The following is a 17,597-nucleotide window of genomic DNA, read 5'->3' on the forward strand; positions in this document are numbered from 1 at the left end:
AAGCCTGAGGTGCCGACGACAGGTAAGCCACGGTTACCAACAACCGCCCAGCCCATACTTGCTGGTGAAGATGGGTTTTTCCGGCAACAATGGTGTCATGGGCACAAAAGATGGTGGCGTGAGCACCAAAACGGAAACGCGGTCACCGGCGAACACCGCTCCCGCCGGATCACCGACGGCGGGGCAGGCGTTGCGGGGATTCGCCTCCTCCCGCGACGGAATGTTGGCGCTGGTCACGTTGGCGGCCATCGCGATCCACCTGGTGCTGAAATTCGCCGTCGGCCTCGACGGTTGGGCGTCCGACTGGCCGCTGGTGGCCATGGTGGTCGTCGGCGGCATCCCGCTGACCATCGACGTGGTGAAGGGTGCCATCCAGGCGCGCGGCGGCGCCGACATGCTCGCCGCGGTCTCCATCATCTCCGCCGTGCTGCTGGGCGAATGGCTCGTCGCCGCGATCATCGTGCTCATGCTCTCCGGCGGCGAGGCGCTGGAGGAAGCGGCGTCGAAACGCGCGTCGGCCACCCTCGACGCCCTGGCAAAGCGCAGCCCGTCGGTGGCCCACCGCCTGCGCGGCGCGGACCTCACCGACGGAGTCGACGACATCCACGCCGACGAAGCACGGGTCGGCGACCTGCTGCTGGTTCTGCCGCATGAACTGTGCCCCGTCGACGGCGAGGTCGTCGACGGCGACGGCGCCATGGACGAGTCCTACCTGACCGGTGAGCCGTACGTGGTGAAGAAGTCGAAGGGCTCGTCGGTCATCTCCGGCGCGGTCAACGGCGAAACGGCCCTGACCGTGCGGGCGGAGAAGGTCGCGGGCGACTCCCGCTACGCCAAGATCGTCGGCGTGCTGCGCGACGCGGAGGACAACCGCCCGCCCATGCGCCGCATGGCCGACCGCCTCGGCGCCTGGTACACGCTGGTGGCCCTGGCGCTCGGCGTCATCGGCTGGGTGGCGTCGGGCGACCCGACGCGGTTCCTGGCGGTCGTCGTCATCGCGACGCCGTGCCCGCTGCTCATCGGCGTGCCGGTGGCCATCATCGGCGCGATCTCGCTGTCGGCCAAGCGCGGCATCATCATCAAAAACCCGGCGATGCTCGAAGACGTCGGACGCGTCGAAACCGTCATGTTCGACAAGACCGGCACCCTCACCTACGGCCGGCCCATCGTCACCGACGTGGCCACCGCGCCCGGCCTGGACCGCGACGAGGTGATGGCCGCGGCGGCGGCCGTCGAAAAGTACTCCAAGCACCCGCTGGCCACCGCCATCGTCGCCGACGCGGAGGAGCGCGGCCTGGACCTGCCGGCCGTGGAATCGGTGTCGGAGAAGCCGGGCCAGGGCCTCGTCGGCGTCGTCGGCGGCCGTGAGCTGCGCCTGACCAACCGCACCGGACTCGCCGACATCGACCACGAGTCCGTGCCGCTGCTGCCCGAGCGGGAAATGGGCATGGAGTCGGTGATCCTGCTCGACGACGCCTACGCCGCGACCGTCACCTTCCGCGACGAACCCCGCACCTCCGCATCGGATTTCGTGGCCCACCTGCCGAAGCACCACGGCGTCGAGCACATGATGATCATCTCCGGCGACCGCGAAGCCGAGGTGCGCCGACTGGCGGACAAGGTCGGCATCGACGAAGTCCGCGGCGGAGTCAGCCCCGAGGATAAGCTCGAGATCGTCCGTGAGCGCACCAAGCTGGGACCGACCCTGTTCCTCGGCGACGGCATCAACGATGCGCCGGCGATGACGGCCGCGTCGGCGGGCATCGCGTTCGGCGCGACCTCCGACGTCACCGCGGAGGCGGCCGACGCAGTGGTGCTGGATTCCTCCCTGGAACGCCTCGACGACCTCATCCACATCGGCGCCCGCATGCGCCGCATCGCCCTGCAGTCGGTCATCGGCGGCATGGGCCTGTCCACCATCGGCATGCTGCTGGCCGCGTTCGGCCTGCTCACGCCGATCATGGGCGCCATTGCCCAGGAGGTCATCGACATCGTCGCCATCGCCAATGCCGCCCGCGTGGCCATGGTGCGCGGGGAACTCAGCGATTTCGACGACGAGTAGGGGAGCACCGGCCCGGTGCGTGCCCGCCACCGCACGGTTAATCGCCACCGTGCGGTTGGCCGCAGCCGCACGGGTAATCGCCACCGCACGGTTGGCCGCAGCCGCACGGTTAATCGCCACCGCACGGTTGGCCGCGGCGGCACGGCTGCTCGCACCCGTGGGCCTGCACCCGCCCGGCCGCGCGTCGCAAAGCAACTCGAACCGGAACGGAATCGCCGACGCCCCCACGCAAACCGGCGCCGGGCCTCGTTGCCCAACGCCGGGCCCCGTTAGACGACAAATGCAGCCTCACCCCAAGTGAACGCAGGTAAATCCCCAGGACGGAAAATCGGGAGGCTGCATTCGTCGTACAACGCCGGCTACGGCCACCACGAACGCCGCCCGCGTCGCAATGGTGCGCGGGGAACTGAGCGACTTCGACGACGAATAGGAAGGGGGCGAGCCGAGGTCGCTCGCACCCGTGGGCGTGCGCGTGTTCGGCCGCGAGTCACACCCGTGCGGTTGCTCTCACCCCTGGGCCTACGCCTGCCCGGCCGCGCGTCGCAAAGCAACTCGAACCGGAACGGAATCGCCGACGCCCCCACGCAAACCGGCGCCGGGCCTCGTTGCCCAACGCCGGGCCCCGTTAGACGACAAATGCAGCCTCACCCCAAGTGAACGCAGGTAAATCCCCAGGACGGAAAACCGGGAGGCTGCATTTGTCGTACAAGGCGGCTCTGACCATCGCCAAACGGCCGCGCTTCCGGCCGACCCCGAACTGACGGCTTTCCGACGCTAGCGGCCGTCCGGCTCGACGGAACCCGCCCCGCCACGCAGCCGCGCTACTGGCCGTCCTGCTCCACGGACCCCGTCACCTGCGGGAAGGGCCGGGCGCGGAACCTCTCCAGCAGCTCGTGGCCGTCGGCACCCTGGATAACCGGGGCACCGTGACGGTCGTCGCCGTCGATCTTCTCCAACGCCGACGCCGTGCCGTGCGACAGAACGTGCTCGCCGGGGGAGAGCTGCCGGATGGCAACTCCGGCAACGCGGTCGGGGTGTTCGAAAACCGCATCGCTGTAGATCAGCGGGTCATGCTGGCCGTCGTCGCCGACCAGGATCCAGTTGATGTCCGGGAAGTCGATGAACAGGTTGCGCAGCTGGACCCGCTTGTGCTCCTGGCCGGAACGGAACAATCCGGTCGGGGTGGGGCCCCAATCGGTGAGCAGCATCGGGCCGTCGGGCAGCCCGTTGACGGCGAGGAAATTCTCGAGCGTCTCGAAGGTATTCCACGCGCCCGTGGACAGGTAGACCACCGGCGCACCCGGGTGATCCGCCAGGAGCTCGCGGTAAAACTCGGCCATCCCCGGCACCGGCTTGCGGGTGTTGGTGTGACGCACCCACGAATTCCAGGCGGCCAACACCGCGCGCGGCAGCCAGGTGACCATGACCGTGTCGTCGATGTCGGACACCAGGCCGATGCGTGCAGACGGCTCGACGATGAGGACGCGCGCCGTCACGGGACGGGCATCGCGCGCCTCGATGGTCACCTCGTTCCACCCCGGCTCCAGGCCGTGGTCGAGGACGAGGACGTCGATGTATCCGTTGGAGTCGGTCCGGGAGTGGACGACCTGGTCGCCGACGCGGACCGTGACGGGGTGATCGCCGACCTGCGTGGTGATGAACTGCCGCCACCCGCGCTGGATATCGGTCTGCGGTTCCGAATACGGGTCCTCCATGAGCACGCGGCCGAGGACGTGGACGCGATCGACCGACCCGTAACCGGAGAACCCGGTGATGGCGGGCCGCCAGCCCTTCGCCAACTTCCGCTGCCGCCCCACGCGGTTGATCATTCGTTCGGTTTTGCGCGCGACGTCGGAGAGGGCCATGCCGACGAGGTTACCGTCCCGCTACGTCGACTGCGGCCTAACCAGCAGGGTTTGCATGGAGCGGCCGACGGGGCCGTGGACGTCGTAGAGGTCGGCGGCGGTCATGCCGATGCCGTCGGGGCCGATGGAGGCCTTGGCGGAGATGCCGATCCATTCGCCGCGCGGCTCGCGGTGGAGGTGGACGACGAGGTCGGTGTTCATGAACATCCACTCGCGGGGGTCGAGGGATGCGCCGACGCCGTTGGCGACGTCGACCATGCTCATGAGGTATTCGACGCCGTCGGTGGTGTCGCCTGCGACGATGGGCTTGTCGGTGCGCACCCAGTGGATGCGGTGGTGGCCGTCGGGTTCGTCGGGGTCGGGCAGGCTGGTGATGTCGATGGAGTCGATGTAGCCGCAGTCCCAGTCGTCGTAAAGCGGCCCGCCGACGGTGGCCTGTTCGGGGCCGGGGATGGGGCGGGCGAAGGACTTTTCCACTTCGTCGGTTTCGAGGACGGCCATGCGCCAGGCGGCTGCGGAGGCGACGGCGCGCCAGTTGCCGTTGCGGTCTTCGGCGAGCAGTTCGGCTTCGACTTTGAGGATCTGCTTGCCGGGCCGGGTGATGCGCGCGCGGGTGCGCATTTCGGTGTAGGGCACGGCGCCGAGGATGTCGACGGCGACGCGGGTGGTGCGCATGCCGTCGGGCAGTCCGGGGCAGCGTTGCAGGGCGTGGGTGAGGATCGCCGCCGGGGGAGCGCCGTGTTGGAACGCGCCCCAGGGGCCCCAGGTGTGCAGGGTGGGGCGGTAGCGTTCGATGGTTTCGCCTTCGGGCAGGCCCATTTCCTCGGGGTCGGCTTGGCCGAGGTGTTCGAAGTACGCGTTGATTTCGGTGGCGGGGTCGAGCCCCATCTGCTTGATGCGGTCGTGTTTGGTGGGGTCGCCGAGGGCGTTGGGCTTCGGCGGGCGGGTGTCGGGCTTGCCTTGCTTGACGACGTCGGCGGGGAAGCGGTCGGCGGGGGAGCCGTCGGCGTCGTGGTCGTGTCCGATGCTGTTGTCCATGCCGTGACGCTATCAGTTAATCGCCACTAACGTGATATGGAACACACGTTTCTGGGGTCGAACCGTCGTGGGGTCGAACCGTCGTGACGTATCCACGCATCGTCGTGAAGCCCCCGCCGACCGGCGCGCGACAACCGCCGACCGTCGTTAAAGCACCTGCGAACCGCGGCCGATCGGGACACCCGGAAGCCCGCCCGTCCGGCGCTTTTCGTCCGCCCCGGCTACCGTGGCGGGGGTGCGAGCGATTCTCTGGGACATGGACGGCAGCCTCATCGACACCGAACCGTTGTGGGAGGTGGCGACCTACGACGTCTCCGAACGACTGGGCCGGCGACTGACCCCCGAACTGCGGGCGAAGTGCATCGGCAACACCCTGCCGGACACCATCGCGATCTGCGCCGAGCACGCCGAGGTGGAGGTCACCGACGAGGTCATCGCCCGCGAATCCGAGTTCATGGAGTCCCGCGTGGCGCAGCTCATCGCCGAACGCGGCATCCAGTGGCGCCCGGGCGTGCGCTCCATCATCGAAGAAGCGCACGACGCCGACATCCCGGTGGTGCTGGTGACCAACACCCGCCGCCGCGTCGCCGAATACTGCATCGAGGCGATGGGCCGCGACGCCTTCACCGACACCGTCTGCGGAGATGACGTCCCCGCCGGCAAGCCCGCCCCGGACCCGTACCTGCGCGGCGCGGAAATCGCCGGCGTCGACCCGGCCGACTGCCTGGCGCTGGAGGACTCCGTCACCGGCGTCCGCTCCGCCATCGCCGCCGGCTGCCGCGTCCTGTGGGCGCCCATGCCGCAGGCCGCCCCACCGGCCGAGGCGATCGCCGAATTCGCGCCTCCCGCTGAACATCTCGACGGCGACCTCGGCGACTGGAGCCTCGACGACCTCCGCGCCGTCCACGCCCGCCTGTCCCGGTAGCCGAGGCGCCGCCCCGCCCGGGGGTCGTCCGACGCCCACCGGCCACCCTCCCGTCGCGGCGCATGGGGGCGCGTGGAATGATGGTGCGCGTGAAAAACTTCGATGATCTCTTCGCGGAACTGAAGGACAAGGCGGCCAGCCGCCCCGAGGGGTCGGGCACCGTCAAGGCGCTCGACGCCGGCGTGCATTTCCAGGGCAAGAAGATCGTGGAAGAGGCCGCCGAAGTCTGGATGGCCGCGGAGTACCAGTCCGACGACGAGCTGGCCGAGGAAATCTCGCAGCTCATGTACTGGACCCAGGTCGTCATGGTGCAGCGCGGGCTGACGCCGGAAGACATCTACAAGTACCTGTAAACGCCGGCGCGCCCGGCCGCGGGAAGGCGGCCCGGGCCACCGCGGCAGCGTCCCGCCGCACCGAACAACGAGGAGCAACATCGTGACCACCCTGCGCGTCGCAGTGCCCAACAAGGGCTCCCTGTCCGAGGCCGCCCTGGAGATTCTGCAGGAGGCCGGGTACCCGGGCCGCGGCGAGTCGAAGAGCCTCTCCGTCGCCGACGAGGCCAACGACATCGAGTTCTACTTCCTGCGTCCCAAGGACATCCCGGTCTACGTGGGCAACGGACACCTGGACCTCGGCATCACCGGCCGCGACCTGGCCGCCGATTCGCTGGCCCCGGTCACCGAGGTGCTTTCCCTCGGCTTCGGCGCGTCGACGTTCCGCTACGCCGCACCGGCCAACGAAAACTGGACGGTGGAGGACCTGGCGGGCAAGCGCATCGCCACGTCGTACCCGAACCTGGTGCGCGAGGACCTGAAGAACCGCGGCATCGACGCCGAGGTCATCCGCCTCGACGGCGCGGTGGAGATCTCCATCCGCCTGGGCGTGGCCGACGCCATCGCCGACGTCGTCTCCACCGGACGGACGCTGCGCAAGCAGGGGCTGGCGGTCTTCGGCGATTCGCTGTGCGACTCCGAGGCCGTCGTCGTGGGCCGCCGGGACAACGAGGTCACCGAGGCGCAGCGCGTCTTCCTCGGTCGCCTCACCGGCATCCTGCACGCGAAGAACTACATGATGATCGACTACAACATCAGCACCGCCAACCTCGAGGCGGCGACCCGCGTCACCCCGGGCCTGTCCGGTCCGACCGTGTCGCCGTTGGCCAACGAGGACTGGGTCGCCGTGCGCGCCATGGTTCCCCGCGATCTCGCGAACCCGCTGATGGACCAGCTGGCCGGACTCGGCGCGGAGGCGATCCTGGCCTCGGACATCCGCATCGCCCGCATCTAGCGCAAAACGGGGCCCGACCAGCGTTTTTTGCGCCGCACACGTACAGTCGTAGGCATGGGCCCCGATACGAACACGCACCGAACGTCCGCCACTCGCACCGAAACCGATCTGCTCGGTCAGCGCGAAGTCCCCGCCGACGCCTACTACGGCATCCACACCTTGCGCGCCGTCGAGAACTTTCCCATCTCCGGCACGACCGTCAACGACGTCCCGGAGTTCATCCGGGGCATGGTGATGGTGAAGAAGGCCGCGGCGATCGCCAACCGCCGCGTCCACACCATTCCCACCGACGTCGCCGACGCGATCATCTGGGCGTGCGACCAGGTGCTGGTCAACCACCGCTGCATGGATCAGTTCCCGATCGACCTGTTCCAGGGCGGCGCCGGCACCAGCGTGAACATGAACACCAACGAGGTCATCGCCAACCTCGCCCTGGAGTACCTCGGCTTCCCGCGCGGCCGCTATGACGTGGTCAACCCCAACGACGACGTCAACCAGTGCCAGTCCACCAACGACGCCTACCCGACCGGGTTCCGGCTGGCGGTGCACATCGCCATGACCGGTCTGATGGCCGAGATGGACGAGCTCGAGTACGCGCTGCACGCCAAGGGCGACGAGTTCAACGACATCATCACGATGGGCCGCACGCAGCTGCAGGACGCCGTGCCCATGACGCTGGGGCAGGCGTTCCACGCGTTCGCCAACAACCTCGCCGAAGAGCACGCGGTCATCCAGGAGGCCGCCGACAATCTGCTGGAGGTCAATCTCGGGGCGACGGCGATCGGCACCGGCGTCAACGCCCCGTCCGGGTACCGCCAGGCGGTGGTGCAGGCGCTCGGCGAGGTCACCGGCCTGTCGGTGTCGTCGGCGAAGGACCTCATCGAGGCGACGTCGGACACCGGCGGCTACGTCAACGCCCATTCGGCGCTCAAGCGCGCGGCGATGAAGCTGTCGAAGATGTGCAACGACCTGCGTCTGCTGTCCTCCGGGCCGCGCGCGGGCCTCAACGAGATCAACCTGCCCGAGCGGCAGGCGGGGTCGTCGATCATGCCGGCGAAGGTCAACCCGGTCATTCCCGAGGTGGTCAACCAGGTGTGCTTCAAAGTCTTCGGCAACGATCTGACGTTGTCGATGGCCGCGGAGGCGGGGCAGCTGCAGCTCAACGTGATGGAGCCGGTCATCGCGCAGTGCCTGTTCGAGTCGATGTCCCTGCTGCGCCGCGCGTCGAAGACCCTGCGGACCCTGTGCATCGAGGGCATCACCGCCAACGCGGACGTGTGCCGGGCGTACGTGGACAATTCCATCGGCATCGTGACGTACCTGAACCCGGTCATCGGCCACCACGAGGGAGACATGATCGGCCGGGAGGCCGCCGCCGGCGGCAGGGGCGTGCGCGAGTTGGTGTTGGAGAAGGGGCTTCTCGACGAAGCCGAACTCGATCGCGTCCTGTCCACCGACAACCTCATGCACCCGGAGTACCGCGGCAAGCGCTATGTGGCGGGGGAGACCCGCCTGTCCGAGCTGGGGCTTGACGACGATGCCGGGCGCGATGCCGATGCCGGGGGCGCCGTCGACTGAACCGGTCTTCGGCCGTCTCTCAGTCGATGCCGGCGGAGATGAACGAGAAGGCGTCGTCAAGCATCTGCCGCGTGGTGCGGCCGGCGGCGAGTTCGCCGTCGCGCACCGCCTCGAACACCACGCTCGACGCCGACAGGCACATGTGGATGAGCGTCTGAGCCTCGAACGGGGACAGCCCGCCGCCCGACCGCTCGACGATCGCCCCGCGCAGCCCCCGGAAAATGCGGTGCGCGCGGTCACCGCCGTCCGGGCCGAGCCCCACGATGACGTGCTCGGCGACGGTGACCAGATTCGGCACCGACGCGATGTCCTCGACGGGCCGGTCGTACATCGCGACGATGATGCCGCGCAGCACCTCGAACGGCGACTGCTCCGCCGGGGCCGAGCGCATCGCCGCTTCCCACCCGTCGATCTTTTCCTCGATGAAGTGCAGGAAGGCGTCCTCGCGGGCGGCGAAATAATTGTGGAACGTGCGGGTGGACACCCCGGCGCGCGACGCGATGGCCGCGACCGTGGCACCCTCGTCGCCTTCGGCCACCAGCAGCGCCACCGCCGCCGTGGCCAGGCTGTTCTTGGTCTGCAGCTTCTTCTGCTCGCGCAGTCCGGACATGGCCCCGCACCCTTCCGTTCCTCGCCGTCGCCCGCGCGGAGGGCCCGCGCGATCGGGCGTGTTCCCGTTGAACGTATCAGGCCCCGGAATCGGCGGAATCGACCTTTTCCACCGGCGTGGCGGGCGGGGCGGCGACGTCGAGCGACTCGCCTTCGATGTCCGCCTTCGGCAGCACCTTGTCCAGCCATGCCGGGATCTTCCAGGCACGCTCGTCGAGCAGGAACATCGTCGCCGGAATGATGGTCATGCGGACGATGAACGCATCGAGCAGCACCGCCAGGGCCAGGGCGAAGCCCATGACCTTGATGAAAGGTTCGTCCATGAGCATGAACGCCGCGAACACCGAGATCATGATCAGCGCCGCCGCGGTGACCACGCGGGCGCCGTGCTTGAAGCCGTTGGCCGTCGCGTTGCCCGCGGTCTTGCCGTGCGCCCAGCCCTCGCGCATGCGGGTGACCAGGAATACCTGGTAGTCCATGGCCAGCCCGAACACGATGCCGATGAGCATGATCGGCAGGAAGCTGATCAGCGGCTGCGGGTCGGACACGATGCCCAGCCAGCCCTCCTGCCAAAGGGCGACGGTCAGGCCGATGGTCGCGGCGACCGACAGTCCGAAGCCAAGCGCCGCCAGCAGCGGCACCCACAGCGAACGGAACACGACCATGAGCAGCAGGAACGCCAGCACCATGATGATGGCGACGTACGGCACCAGAACGTCGGACAGGCGCTCGGAAATGTCCTCGTAGATGGGGGAGACGCCGGTGACGGAGTACGTGGCCGGGGTTTCCTCCTCGAAGGAGGCCTCGCCCGCGCGGATGTTCTCCAGCACCTCGGCGGCGCGCGGATCGGTGGCGCCGACCTCGGGGGTGATCAGGACCTGCGCGGCGGTACCGTCCTCGGAGATTCCGACGACCTGAGCGTTGACCACCCCGTCGATGCCCTGGATGTGGGCCGCCGCCTGGGCGTGGATCATGGGCAGCTGCGCGGGATCGACGTCGGCGGCGGAGGAGTCGCCGACCTCCACCAGCGCCACCATCGGCGCGTTGCGGCCGGGACCGAAGGCCTCGTCGATCGTCTCGTAGGCGATGCGGTTGGGGGTGCCCGGGGCCGCGGACCCGTCGGAGGGCATGGCCAGGCGCAGCTGGGTGGCCGGAATCGCGGCGAGCGCCAGCACGATGACGCCGCCGAGGAGGAACGCCACCGGGCGGGCGCGGATCATGCGGACCCACTTCAGGCCCATAGTCGGCTTCTCGTCCTCCGGGTCCGGCGCCTTGACGAACGGAGCACGGGCCGCGAAGACCTTCGTGCCCACCGCGCCGAGGATCGCCGGCAACAGCGTGACGGCCACGAGCACGGCGATGAAAACGGTCGCGGCGGCGGAAAACGCCATCGCGGTGAGGAAGTCGATGCCGATGATCGACAAGGCGACCAACGCGATGATGACGGTCATGCCCGCGAACACCACCGCCGTACCGGCCTTGCCGACGGCGAGCCCCGCCAAATGGGCCCGCTGGCGGAACGGGATTCCGCGCAGTTCGTCGGCAAGCTCCTTCGGCTCGAGGTCGTTGCCGCCGACGTGGAGCACCAGCTCATTGCGGAAACGGGACAGGATGAACAGGGCGTAGTCGATGCCCACCGCCAGGCCGATCATGACGGCCAGCGTGGGCGTCATCGACGCGATGGAATCGGTGACCGACGTCGCCGCGTACACGCCCGCGATGCCGATGCCGACGCCGATGACGCCGGTCAACAGGGGCAGCCCGGCGGCGACGAAGGAACCGAAGGTGATGATGAGCACCATCGCGGCCACGGCGATGCCGACCAGCTCGGAGACGAACGACAGCTCGTTGGTCTGGAAGACGTTGCCGGCGTAGGAGATGTCCAGTGCGCCGTCGTCATGGTCGTCGACGACGGCGGCGAACGCGTCCTTGGCGTCGCCGGTGACGCCCATCGCCCCCTCGGCGTCGAAGGTGACGGTGACCGTGCCGGTGGCCTTGTCCGCGGACAGCGGGGACACGGCGGCGATGTTGGCGTCGATCTGCTCCTGCGGCACGCCCTGGCCGGCGTACTGCTCGTTCATCTGCTGGGCGACGCCGCCGGCGGCGAGCACGGGGGAGACCAGCGCGTCGGTGTCGGCGAGCACGTCGAGCCCGCGCAGGTCGGCGACGAATGCGTCGACTTCGGCGGAGACGTCGGGGTCGGTGAGTGCGGCGCCGTCGCGGGCCTGGATGACCACGGTGCCGGTGGGCGCGTCGAGCGCGTTGCCCTCGCCGGGGAAGCGCTCCTGGATTCGTTCCTGGGTCTCCACCGACTCGAGGCCTTCGATGGTGAAGGTGTTGCTCATCGGTTGGGTCAGCGTCGCGGCGGCGGTGCCGGCGCCGAGAATCAGCAGCAGCCAGACGGCGATGAATCGCCATCGATGGAGGTAGGCCGACCGGCCCACCTTGTACAGGAATGTCGCCATGCGGGGCGGCCCCTCTTTCGTCGTCGTGTCGGCGGGGTTCGCGGACACGCCGCGTTCGGTGCTCGTCCAGTGCTTTACGCCGCTGCTTTACGACGTTCGCGTCCCCCTGTCAGCCACCTCAGAATATTGCAGTGCTCATGCAAGTCCCAAGGCGGGCGCCCCGCGGTGTGCGCATTCTCACGCACGGTCGACGACGGTGATGGGGCGACCGCCCGGCGCGCCTACTCGCCGTGGGCCCCCGGCCATCCGGGGTACTCGGGCGGGGTGCCGCCGAACGCCGGGCACAACTCCTGGAAAGAACACCAGCCGCACAACTTCGACTTCTTCGGACGGAAGTCGCCGAACTCGCCGTCGCGGACGATGGCGGCCCACAGGTCCGCGAGTTCCCCCTCGAAACGCTCGAGTTCCCCGGCGGTGGGCGAATGCGTCAGGTCGTCGGCGACCTTCAGGTACATCAGCCGCAGCTGCTCGGGGACGTGGCCGGTCAACCGCCACCACACCAGGGCGTAGAACCGCATCTGGAACAGCGCCTCGTCCTGGAAACGCGGGTGGGGCTTCTTTCCTGTCTTGTAGTCGACGATGCGCACCTGCCCGGTGGGGGCGACGTCGACGCGGTCGATGAAACCGCGCACCGGCACGCCCCCGCCTGCACCGGCATCGACGCCGAGCGTCATCTGCACGAACTTCTCGATCTCCGCCGCATCGAAGCCCGTCGGGTTCTCCATGATGAAGTACCCCTTGAGCAGACCACGGCATTCGACGAGGAAATCGAACAGCGACTCCTCGGGCACGAGCCGGGCGAGTTCGCCGTCGGCGTCGTCGTCAAGCATCCGCCGCCACGTGGGCTTGAGCTGCTTGACGGCCGCCGGGTACGAGCGTTCCTCCCGGGGCCGCGCATGCATGTCCTCGAGAACCGCATGAACCAGCGTGCCCTTGACCTGCGCGACGGTCGACGGCTCGGGCAACTTGTCGATGGCCCGGAACCGGTACTTCAGCGGACACTGCCGGTAATCGCCCGCCCGCGACGGCGACAGCGCAAGCCCCCGTCGAGCGTTCGGGGACGGCGACGCAGCCGGGGAAGACGACGCGGGGGCGGCGGCCTCATCCGGAGCAGACGCCGCCGAAGCGGACGCGGCGGTAGTCGAATCGGAGTGCAGGGGATTTTCGGGCATACTGGCCAGGTTAACCCGGGGCACGGATCCAACCGCCGCACCCCGCCACCGACCGCAGACGATGCAGCGAGGATCAGACACATGGCAGACAGCGGCCCGTTCCAGGAAGGCGATCGCGTCCAACTCACGGACTCGAAGAACCGGCACTTCACGGTGACGCTGGAAAAAGGCGGGCAGTTCTTCACCCACCGCGGCGCCATCGCCCACGACGACCTCATCGGCGCGCACGAGGGCACCACCGTCACCTCCGCCGAAGGCACCGTCTACCTGGCCATGCGCCACCTGCTGGTCGACTACATCCTGTCCATGCCCCGCGGCGCCGCCGTGATCTACCCGAAGGACGCCGCCCAGATCATCGTCGAAGGCGACATCTTCCCCGGCGCCCGCGTCCTGGAAGCCGGCGCAGGCTCCGGCGCCCTGAGCCTGAACCTGCTGCGGGCCATCGGCCCGGACGGCACCCTGTTCAGCTACGAAATCCGCGAAGACCACATCGAACACGCCGAACGCAACGTCGTCGAATTCCTCGGCGACAAGCCCGACAACTGGCACCTGCGCCTGGGCGACATGTCCGAGGTCACGCAGGAAGACCTCGGCGGCCCGGTCGACCGCATCATCCTGGACATGCTCGCCCCGTGGGAATGCCTCGACGCCGCATCGGCACTGCTGCAGCCCGGCGGCGTGCTCATGGTCTACGTCGCCACCGTGCCGCAGCTGATGAAGGTCATGGAGGGCATCCGCAACCAGAAGTGCTTCACCGAGCCGCGCGCCTGGGAATCGCTGGTGCGCGACTGGAACGTCAAGGAGCTGTCCGTCCGCCCCGCCCACCGCATGCAGGCGCACACCGCCTTCCTGGTGTGGGCCCGCCGCCTGGCCGACGGCACGGTGCCCCCGCGCCCGCAGCGCCGCAACCAGAGGTAGCGCCATATCCCGATCTTCGGGTGAGTAACCTGGGATTCATGACCACCCCCGCCGACACCATCCGCGATCTCCGGCAGAAGAACCGCACGTTGGGCGCGCGCAACGAAAAGCTCGTGGAGCTGCTGCGCGAGTCGCGCGACCAGCTGACGCTGTTGCGCCAGGACCTCGAGCAGATGACCAATCCGCCGAGCACGTACGGCATCTTCCTGGAACCCGCGAAGGGCAAGATCGACGACCCGAACGGCCCGATCGAGCAGACCGGCGGGTCGAGCCGGCCCGCGCAGGCGGCGGAGGTGTGGACGGGCAACCGCCGCATGCGGCTCAACGTCCTGCGCAGCCTCGACGTCGCCGACTTCAAGCCAGGCACGATGGTCCGCCTCACCGACGGCAATCTCGTCGTCGAGGACTGCGGCTACCCCGACCACGGCGACCTCGCGCTGGTGCGCGAAACGCTGCCCGACCGGAAGCGGGTGTTGGCGACGGACCACCATGGGGAGGAGTTCGTCGTAAAGCTCGCCGGCGACCTGCAGGCGAAGGTCGGCGACACGGTGCTCATCGACCGCAAGTCCGGCCACGCCTTCGAGGTGATCCCGAAGGCCGAGGTCGAAAACCTCGTGCTGGAGGAAATCCCCGACGTCGAATACTCCGACATCGGCGGCCTGAAGCGGCAGATCGCGCAGATCCACGACGCGGTGGAGATGCCGTTCCTGCACCCGGAGCTGTTCACCCGCTACCGGCTGCGGCCCCCGAAGGGCGTGCTGCTGTACGGCCCGCCCGGCAACGGCAAGACGCTCATCGCCAAGGCGGTGGCCAATTCTCTGGCCCGCAAGATCGCCCTGAACCAGGGCCACTCGGAGGAGGAGGCGCGCCGGGCGCAGTCGTACTTCCTCAACGTCAAGGGCCCGGAGCTGCTGAACAAGTTCGTCGGCGAGACGGAGCGGCAGATCCGCCTGATCTTCGACCGCGCCCGCGACATCGCCGAGGCCGGCCGCCCGGTCATCGTCTTCTTCGACGAGATGGACTCGATTTTCCGCACCCGCGGTTCGGGCGTCAGCTCGGACATGGAGAACACGGTGGTTCCGCAGCTGCTGGCGGAGCTCGACGGCGTGGAGGGGCTGGAAAACGTCATCGTCATCGGCGCGTCGAACCGCGAGGAGATGATCGACCCGGCGATCCTGCGCCCGGGCCGACTGGACGTGAAGATCCGCATCGAGCGCCCCGACGAGGAGGCGGCGAAGGACATCTTCACCAAGTACCTGACGCCGGACCTGCCGTATTCGGCTGCGGAGATCGAGCGCCACGGCGGCGTCGAGGAGCTGGTGGCCGCGTTGACGGATTCGGTGGTCGAGCGGATGTACCGGACGAGCCCGGAAAACGAGTACGTGCGCATCCGCTATGCCGACGGGTCCAGCGAGATGCTGTACTTCCGCGACTTCAATTCGGGCGCGATGATCGCCAACATCGTCGACCGCGCGAAGAAGCACGCCATCAAGGCGGTCATTTCCGGTGCCGGCGAGGGCATCACCGAGGAGCATCTGCTGCGTGCGGTGGGCGAGGAGTTCGCCGAGAACGAGGATCTGCCCAACACGTCGAATCCGGACGAGTGGGCCCGCATTTCGGGCCGGCCGACGGGTCGCGTCGTCGACGTGCAGGTCATCCAGCATCAGCACGTCCACGAGGACGCCGAGTTCGGGGTGCTCGGATCGGCGTCGGATTCGGGGCGGGGTTTTTCGCTTGACGACGGTCCGCGCGAGGGCGCGGGGGAGTAGGAGCGGCACATGGCGCGCGTAGTGGGCACCGAAATCGAATACGGCATCACGTCGCCGGGCAAGCCGGAGCTCAGCCCGATCCTGACGTCGACGAAGGCCGTGCTGGCGTATGCCGAGGAGCACTCGGGAGGGCTGGACCGCCGCACCCGGTGGGATTACGAACCGGAGTCGCCGTTGCGCGATTCCCGCGGCTTCGACCTGCGCCGTTACCGCATGGCACCGGTCGTCGACCCCAATGCGTTGGGCGCGGCGAACCTGATCCTGGTCAACGGGGCGCGGTTCTACGTCGACCACGCCCATCCGGAGTATTCGGCGCCGGAGACGACGTCGGCGTACGACGCGCTGGTGGCGGACCTCGCCGGGGACCGGATCATGTTCGAGGCGGCGCAGCTGGCCGGGCGCGGCGCGACGGCCGACGCGGCGGACGGCGAGGCGGGCGACGGATCGGGCGGTTCCGATGACGACGCCGAGCCGGTCGAGCTGAAGATCTATCGCAACAACGTCGACGGCAAGGGCGCCAGCTACGGGGCGCACGAGAACTACCGGTTCCGGCGGGACACCGACTTCGACGCGATCATCGCGGGCCTGACGCCGTTTTTCGTCACCCGGCAGGTGTTCACCGGTTCCGGGCGCGTCGGGCTGGGGCAGAAGGGCCAGGAGCCCGGGTTCCAGATCTCGCAGCGCGCCGACTACATCGAAACCGAGGTGTCGCTGGAGACGACGCTCAACCGCGGCATCATCAACACCCGCGACGAACCGCACGCCGACGCCGACCACTGGCGACGGCTGCACGTGATCATCGGCGACGCCAACCTGTCGCAGACGGCGACGCTGCTGAAGCTGGGCACCACGTCGCTGGTGCTCGACGCCATCGAGGACGGGGTCGACTTCTCGGACCTTGCGCTTCGCGATCCGGTCTCCGACGTCCAGCGCGTGTCCCGCGACCTGACGTGCACGGTGAAGCTGCAGCTCGACGACCACGTCACGCACCTGACGGCCATCGAGATCCAGCGCCGCTACCTCGAGCGCGTCGCCCCGTATGCGGCGAAGTCGGACGAGGCCACCGGCGCGACCGGCGTGAAGTCGGCGGCGCACGTCGTCAAGCTGTGGGGCGAGGTCCTCGACCTGCTCGAAGCGGATCCGCTGTCCACGGCCCACCTGCTGGACTGGACCGCGAAACTCAAGCTCATGGAGGGCCTGCGCGCCCGGGCCGGCATCGGCTGGGATCACCCGAAACTGGCGCTCATCGACATCCAGTACTCGGACATCGACCCGGCCCGGGGTCTGTACCACGCGCTCGTGCGCCGCGGCGCCATGCGCACCATCGTCGACGACGCCGAAGTCGAACGCGCCATCACCCACGCGCCCGAAACAACCCGCGCCTACCTGCGCGGCGGGCTGCTGCGCCGCTTCAGCGACGACGTCGCCGCGGCCAGCTGGGACAGCGCGATCGTCGACGTGGGCGATGAAATGGTCAAACTGTCGCTGAGCGACGTCTCCGGACTGGGGGCGGACACCGTCGGAAAGCTCCTGGAGGAGTCCCCCGACATCGCGAGCCTGGTTGCCGGTCTCCGGGAGCGCGGGCTGGCAGGATTGACCCGGTAGAGCCACGACGCGCGGGCGACGAACCGCGCGACGGCGAGAACAAGCAACGGCAATAGACAAACGACGGCAACGAACACGAGGAGAGCACCATGGCGGACATCAAGGGCGGCCAGATCCAGGGCGGCGGCGGTTCCGGCGGCGACGACGAGATCGACGAGATCTCCGGCGGCGGCCAGGCGCAGGCCCACATCGACTCCACCGACGATCTGCTCGACGAGATCGACGGCCTGCTGGAAAACAACGCGGAGGAGTTCGTCCGCTCCTACGTGCAGAAGGGCGGCGAGTAAACCGTGGCCGACGCGGT

At 68.6% G+C, this 17,597-nt stretch carries 14 protein-coding genes; 9 read left to right on the forward strand and 5 right to left on the reverse strand.

The window, feature by feature from the left end; all coding sequences use genetic code 11:
• The first annotated feature begins 58 nt into the window (after positions 1-58).
• Complete coding sequence (locus CFREN_RS07170; protein ID WP_425321486.1) at positions 59-2,062, forward strand: heavy metal translocating P-type ATPase; 2,004 nt, start codon at positions 59-61, stop codon at positions 2,060-2,062.
• 821 nt (positions 2,063-2,883) lie between these two features.
• Here the strand turns inward: CFREN_RS07170 and CFREN_RS07175 are convergent.
• Both CFREN_RS07175 and CFREN_RS07180 read right to left on the reverse strand, forming a co-directional pair.
• Positions 2,884-3,927, reverse strand: a complete 1,044-nt coding sequence (locus CFREN_RS07175) for an App1 family protein phosphatidate phosphatase (protein WP_070522239.1) — start codon at positions 3,925-3,927, stop codon at positions 2,884-2,886.
• Between the two features lie 21 nt (positions 3,928-3,948).
• The gene (locus CFREN_RS07180) at positions 3,949-4,965 is read right to left on the reverse strand and encodes a thioesterase family protein (protein ID WP_244979523.1); all 1,017 of its coding nucleotides are present in this window, start codon (positions 4,963-4,965) and stop codon (positions 3,949-3,951) included.
• Between the two features lie 235 nt (positions 4,966-5,200).
• Between CFREN_RS07180 and CFREN_RS07185 the strand changes: the two genes are divergently transcribed.
• From CFREN_RS07185 to aspA, 4 genes are all read left to right on the forward strand, one after another.
• Positions 5,201-5,890, forward strand: coding sequence for an HAD family hydrolase (locus CFREN_RS07185; protein ID WP_209652859.1), 690 nt, complete (start codon positions 5,201-5,203; stop codon positions 5,888-5,890).
• An 89-nt stretch (positions 5,891-5,979) separates the two neighbouring features.
• Positions 5,980-6,243, forward strand: coding sequence for a phosphoribosyl-ATP diphosphatase (locus CFREN_RS07190; RefSeq protein WP_035120671.1), 264 nt, complete (start codon positions 5,980-5,982; stop codon positions 6,241-6,243).
• Between the two features lie 91 nt (positions 6,244-6,334).
• Entirely contained in the window at positions 6,335-7,177 is an 843-nt protein-coding gene (hisG, locus tag CFREN_RS07195; RefSeq protein WP_070522432.1) for an ATP phosphoribosyltransferase, read from the forward strand.
• A gap of 54 nt (positions 7,178-7,231) precedes the next feature.
• Positions 7,232-8,755: an aspartate ammonia-lyase gene (gene aspA / locus CFREN_RS07200; RefSeq protein WP_070522232.1), complete on the forward strand. Its 1,524-nt coding sequence runs from the start codon at positions 7,232-7,234 to the stop codon at positions 8,753-8,755.
• 19 nt (positions 8,756-8,774) lie between these two features.
• Here the strand turns inward: aspA and CFREN_RS07205 are convergent, their stop codons facing one another.
• From CFREN_RS07205 to CFREN_RS07215, 3 genes are all read right to left on the reverse strand, one after another.
• Entirely contained in the window at positions 8,775-9,365 is a 591-nt protein-coding gene (locus CFREN_RS07205) for a TetR/AcrR family transcriptional regulator (protein ID WP_209652857.1), read from the reverse strand.
• Between the two features lie 76 nt (positions 9,366-9,441).
• A complete protein-coding gene (locus CFREN_RS07210) occupies positions 9,442-11,829 on the reverse strand; it encodes an MMPL family transporter (protein ID WP_209652855.1) in 2,388 nt (795 codons plus the stop codon).
• 221 nt (positions 11,830-12,050) lie between these two features.
• The gene (locus CFREN_RS07215) at positions 12,051-13,001 is read right to left on the reverse strand and encodes a RecB family exonuclease (RefSeq protein ID WP_209652852.1); all 951 of its coding nucleotides are present in this window, start codon (positions 12,999-13,001) and stop codon (positions 12,051-12,053) included.
• An 81-nt stretch (positions 13,002-13,082) separates the two neighbouring features.
• Between CFREN_RS07215 and CFREN_RS07220 the strand changes: the two genes are divergently transcribed.
• The 4 genes from CFREN_RS07220 to CFREN_RS07235 all read left to right on the forward strand — a co-directional run bounded on the left by CFREN_RS07220 (position 13,083) and on the right by CFREN_RS07235 (position 17,580).
• Positions 13,083-13,919 (forward strand): tRNA (adenine-N1)-methyltransferase, encoded by an 837-nt coding sequence (locus CFREN_RS07220; protein WP_035120661.1) that lies wholly within the window; start codon positions 13,083-13,085, stop codon positions 13,917-13,919.
• 38 nt (positions 13,920-13,957) lie between these two features.
• Positions 13,958-15,688 carry a proteasome ATPase gene (gene arc, locus CFREN_RS07225; protein WP_083291520.1) on the forward strand — a complete coding sequence of 577 codons (1,731 nt, stop codon included), beginning with the start codon at positions 13,958-13,960 and terminating at the stop codon, positions 15,686-15,688.
• A gap of 9 nt (positions 15,689-15,697) precedes the next feature.
• On the forward strand, positions 15,698-17,293 hold the full coding sequence (dop, locus tag CFREN_RS07230; RefSeq protein ID WP_209652850.1) for a depupylase/deamidase Dop: 1,596 nt from the start codon (positions 15,698-15,700) through the stop codon (positions 17,291-17,293).
• A gap of 89 nt (positions 17,294-17,382) precedes the next feature.
• On the forward strand, positions 17,383-17,580 hold the full coding sequence (locus CFREN_RS07235) for a ubiquitin-like protein Pup (protein ID WP_070522218.1): 198 nt from the start codon (positions 17,383-17,385) through the stop codon (positions 17,578-17,580).
• The last annotated feature ends 17 nt before the right edge of the window (positions 17,581-17,597 follow it).

It is taken from the genome of Corynebacterium freneyi (assembly GCF_030408835.1).
Classification (GTDB): Bacteria; Actinomycetota; Actinomycetes; order Mycobacteriales; family Mycobacteriaceae; genus Corynebacterium; species Corynebacterium freneyi.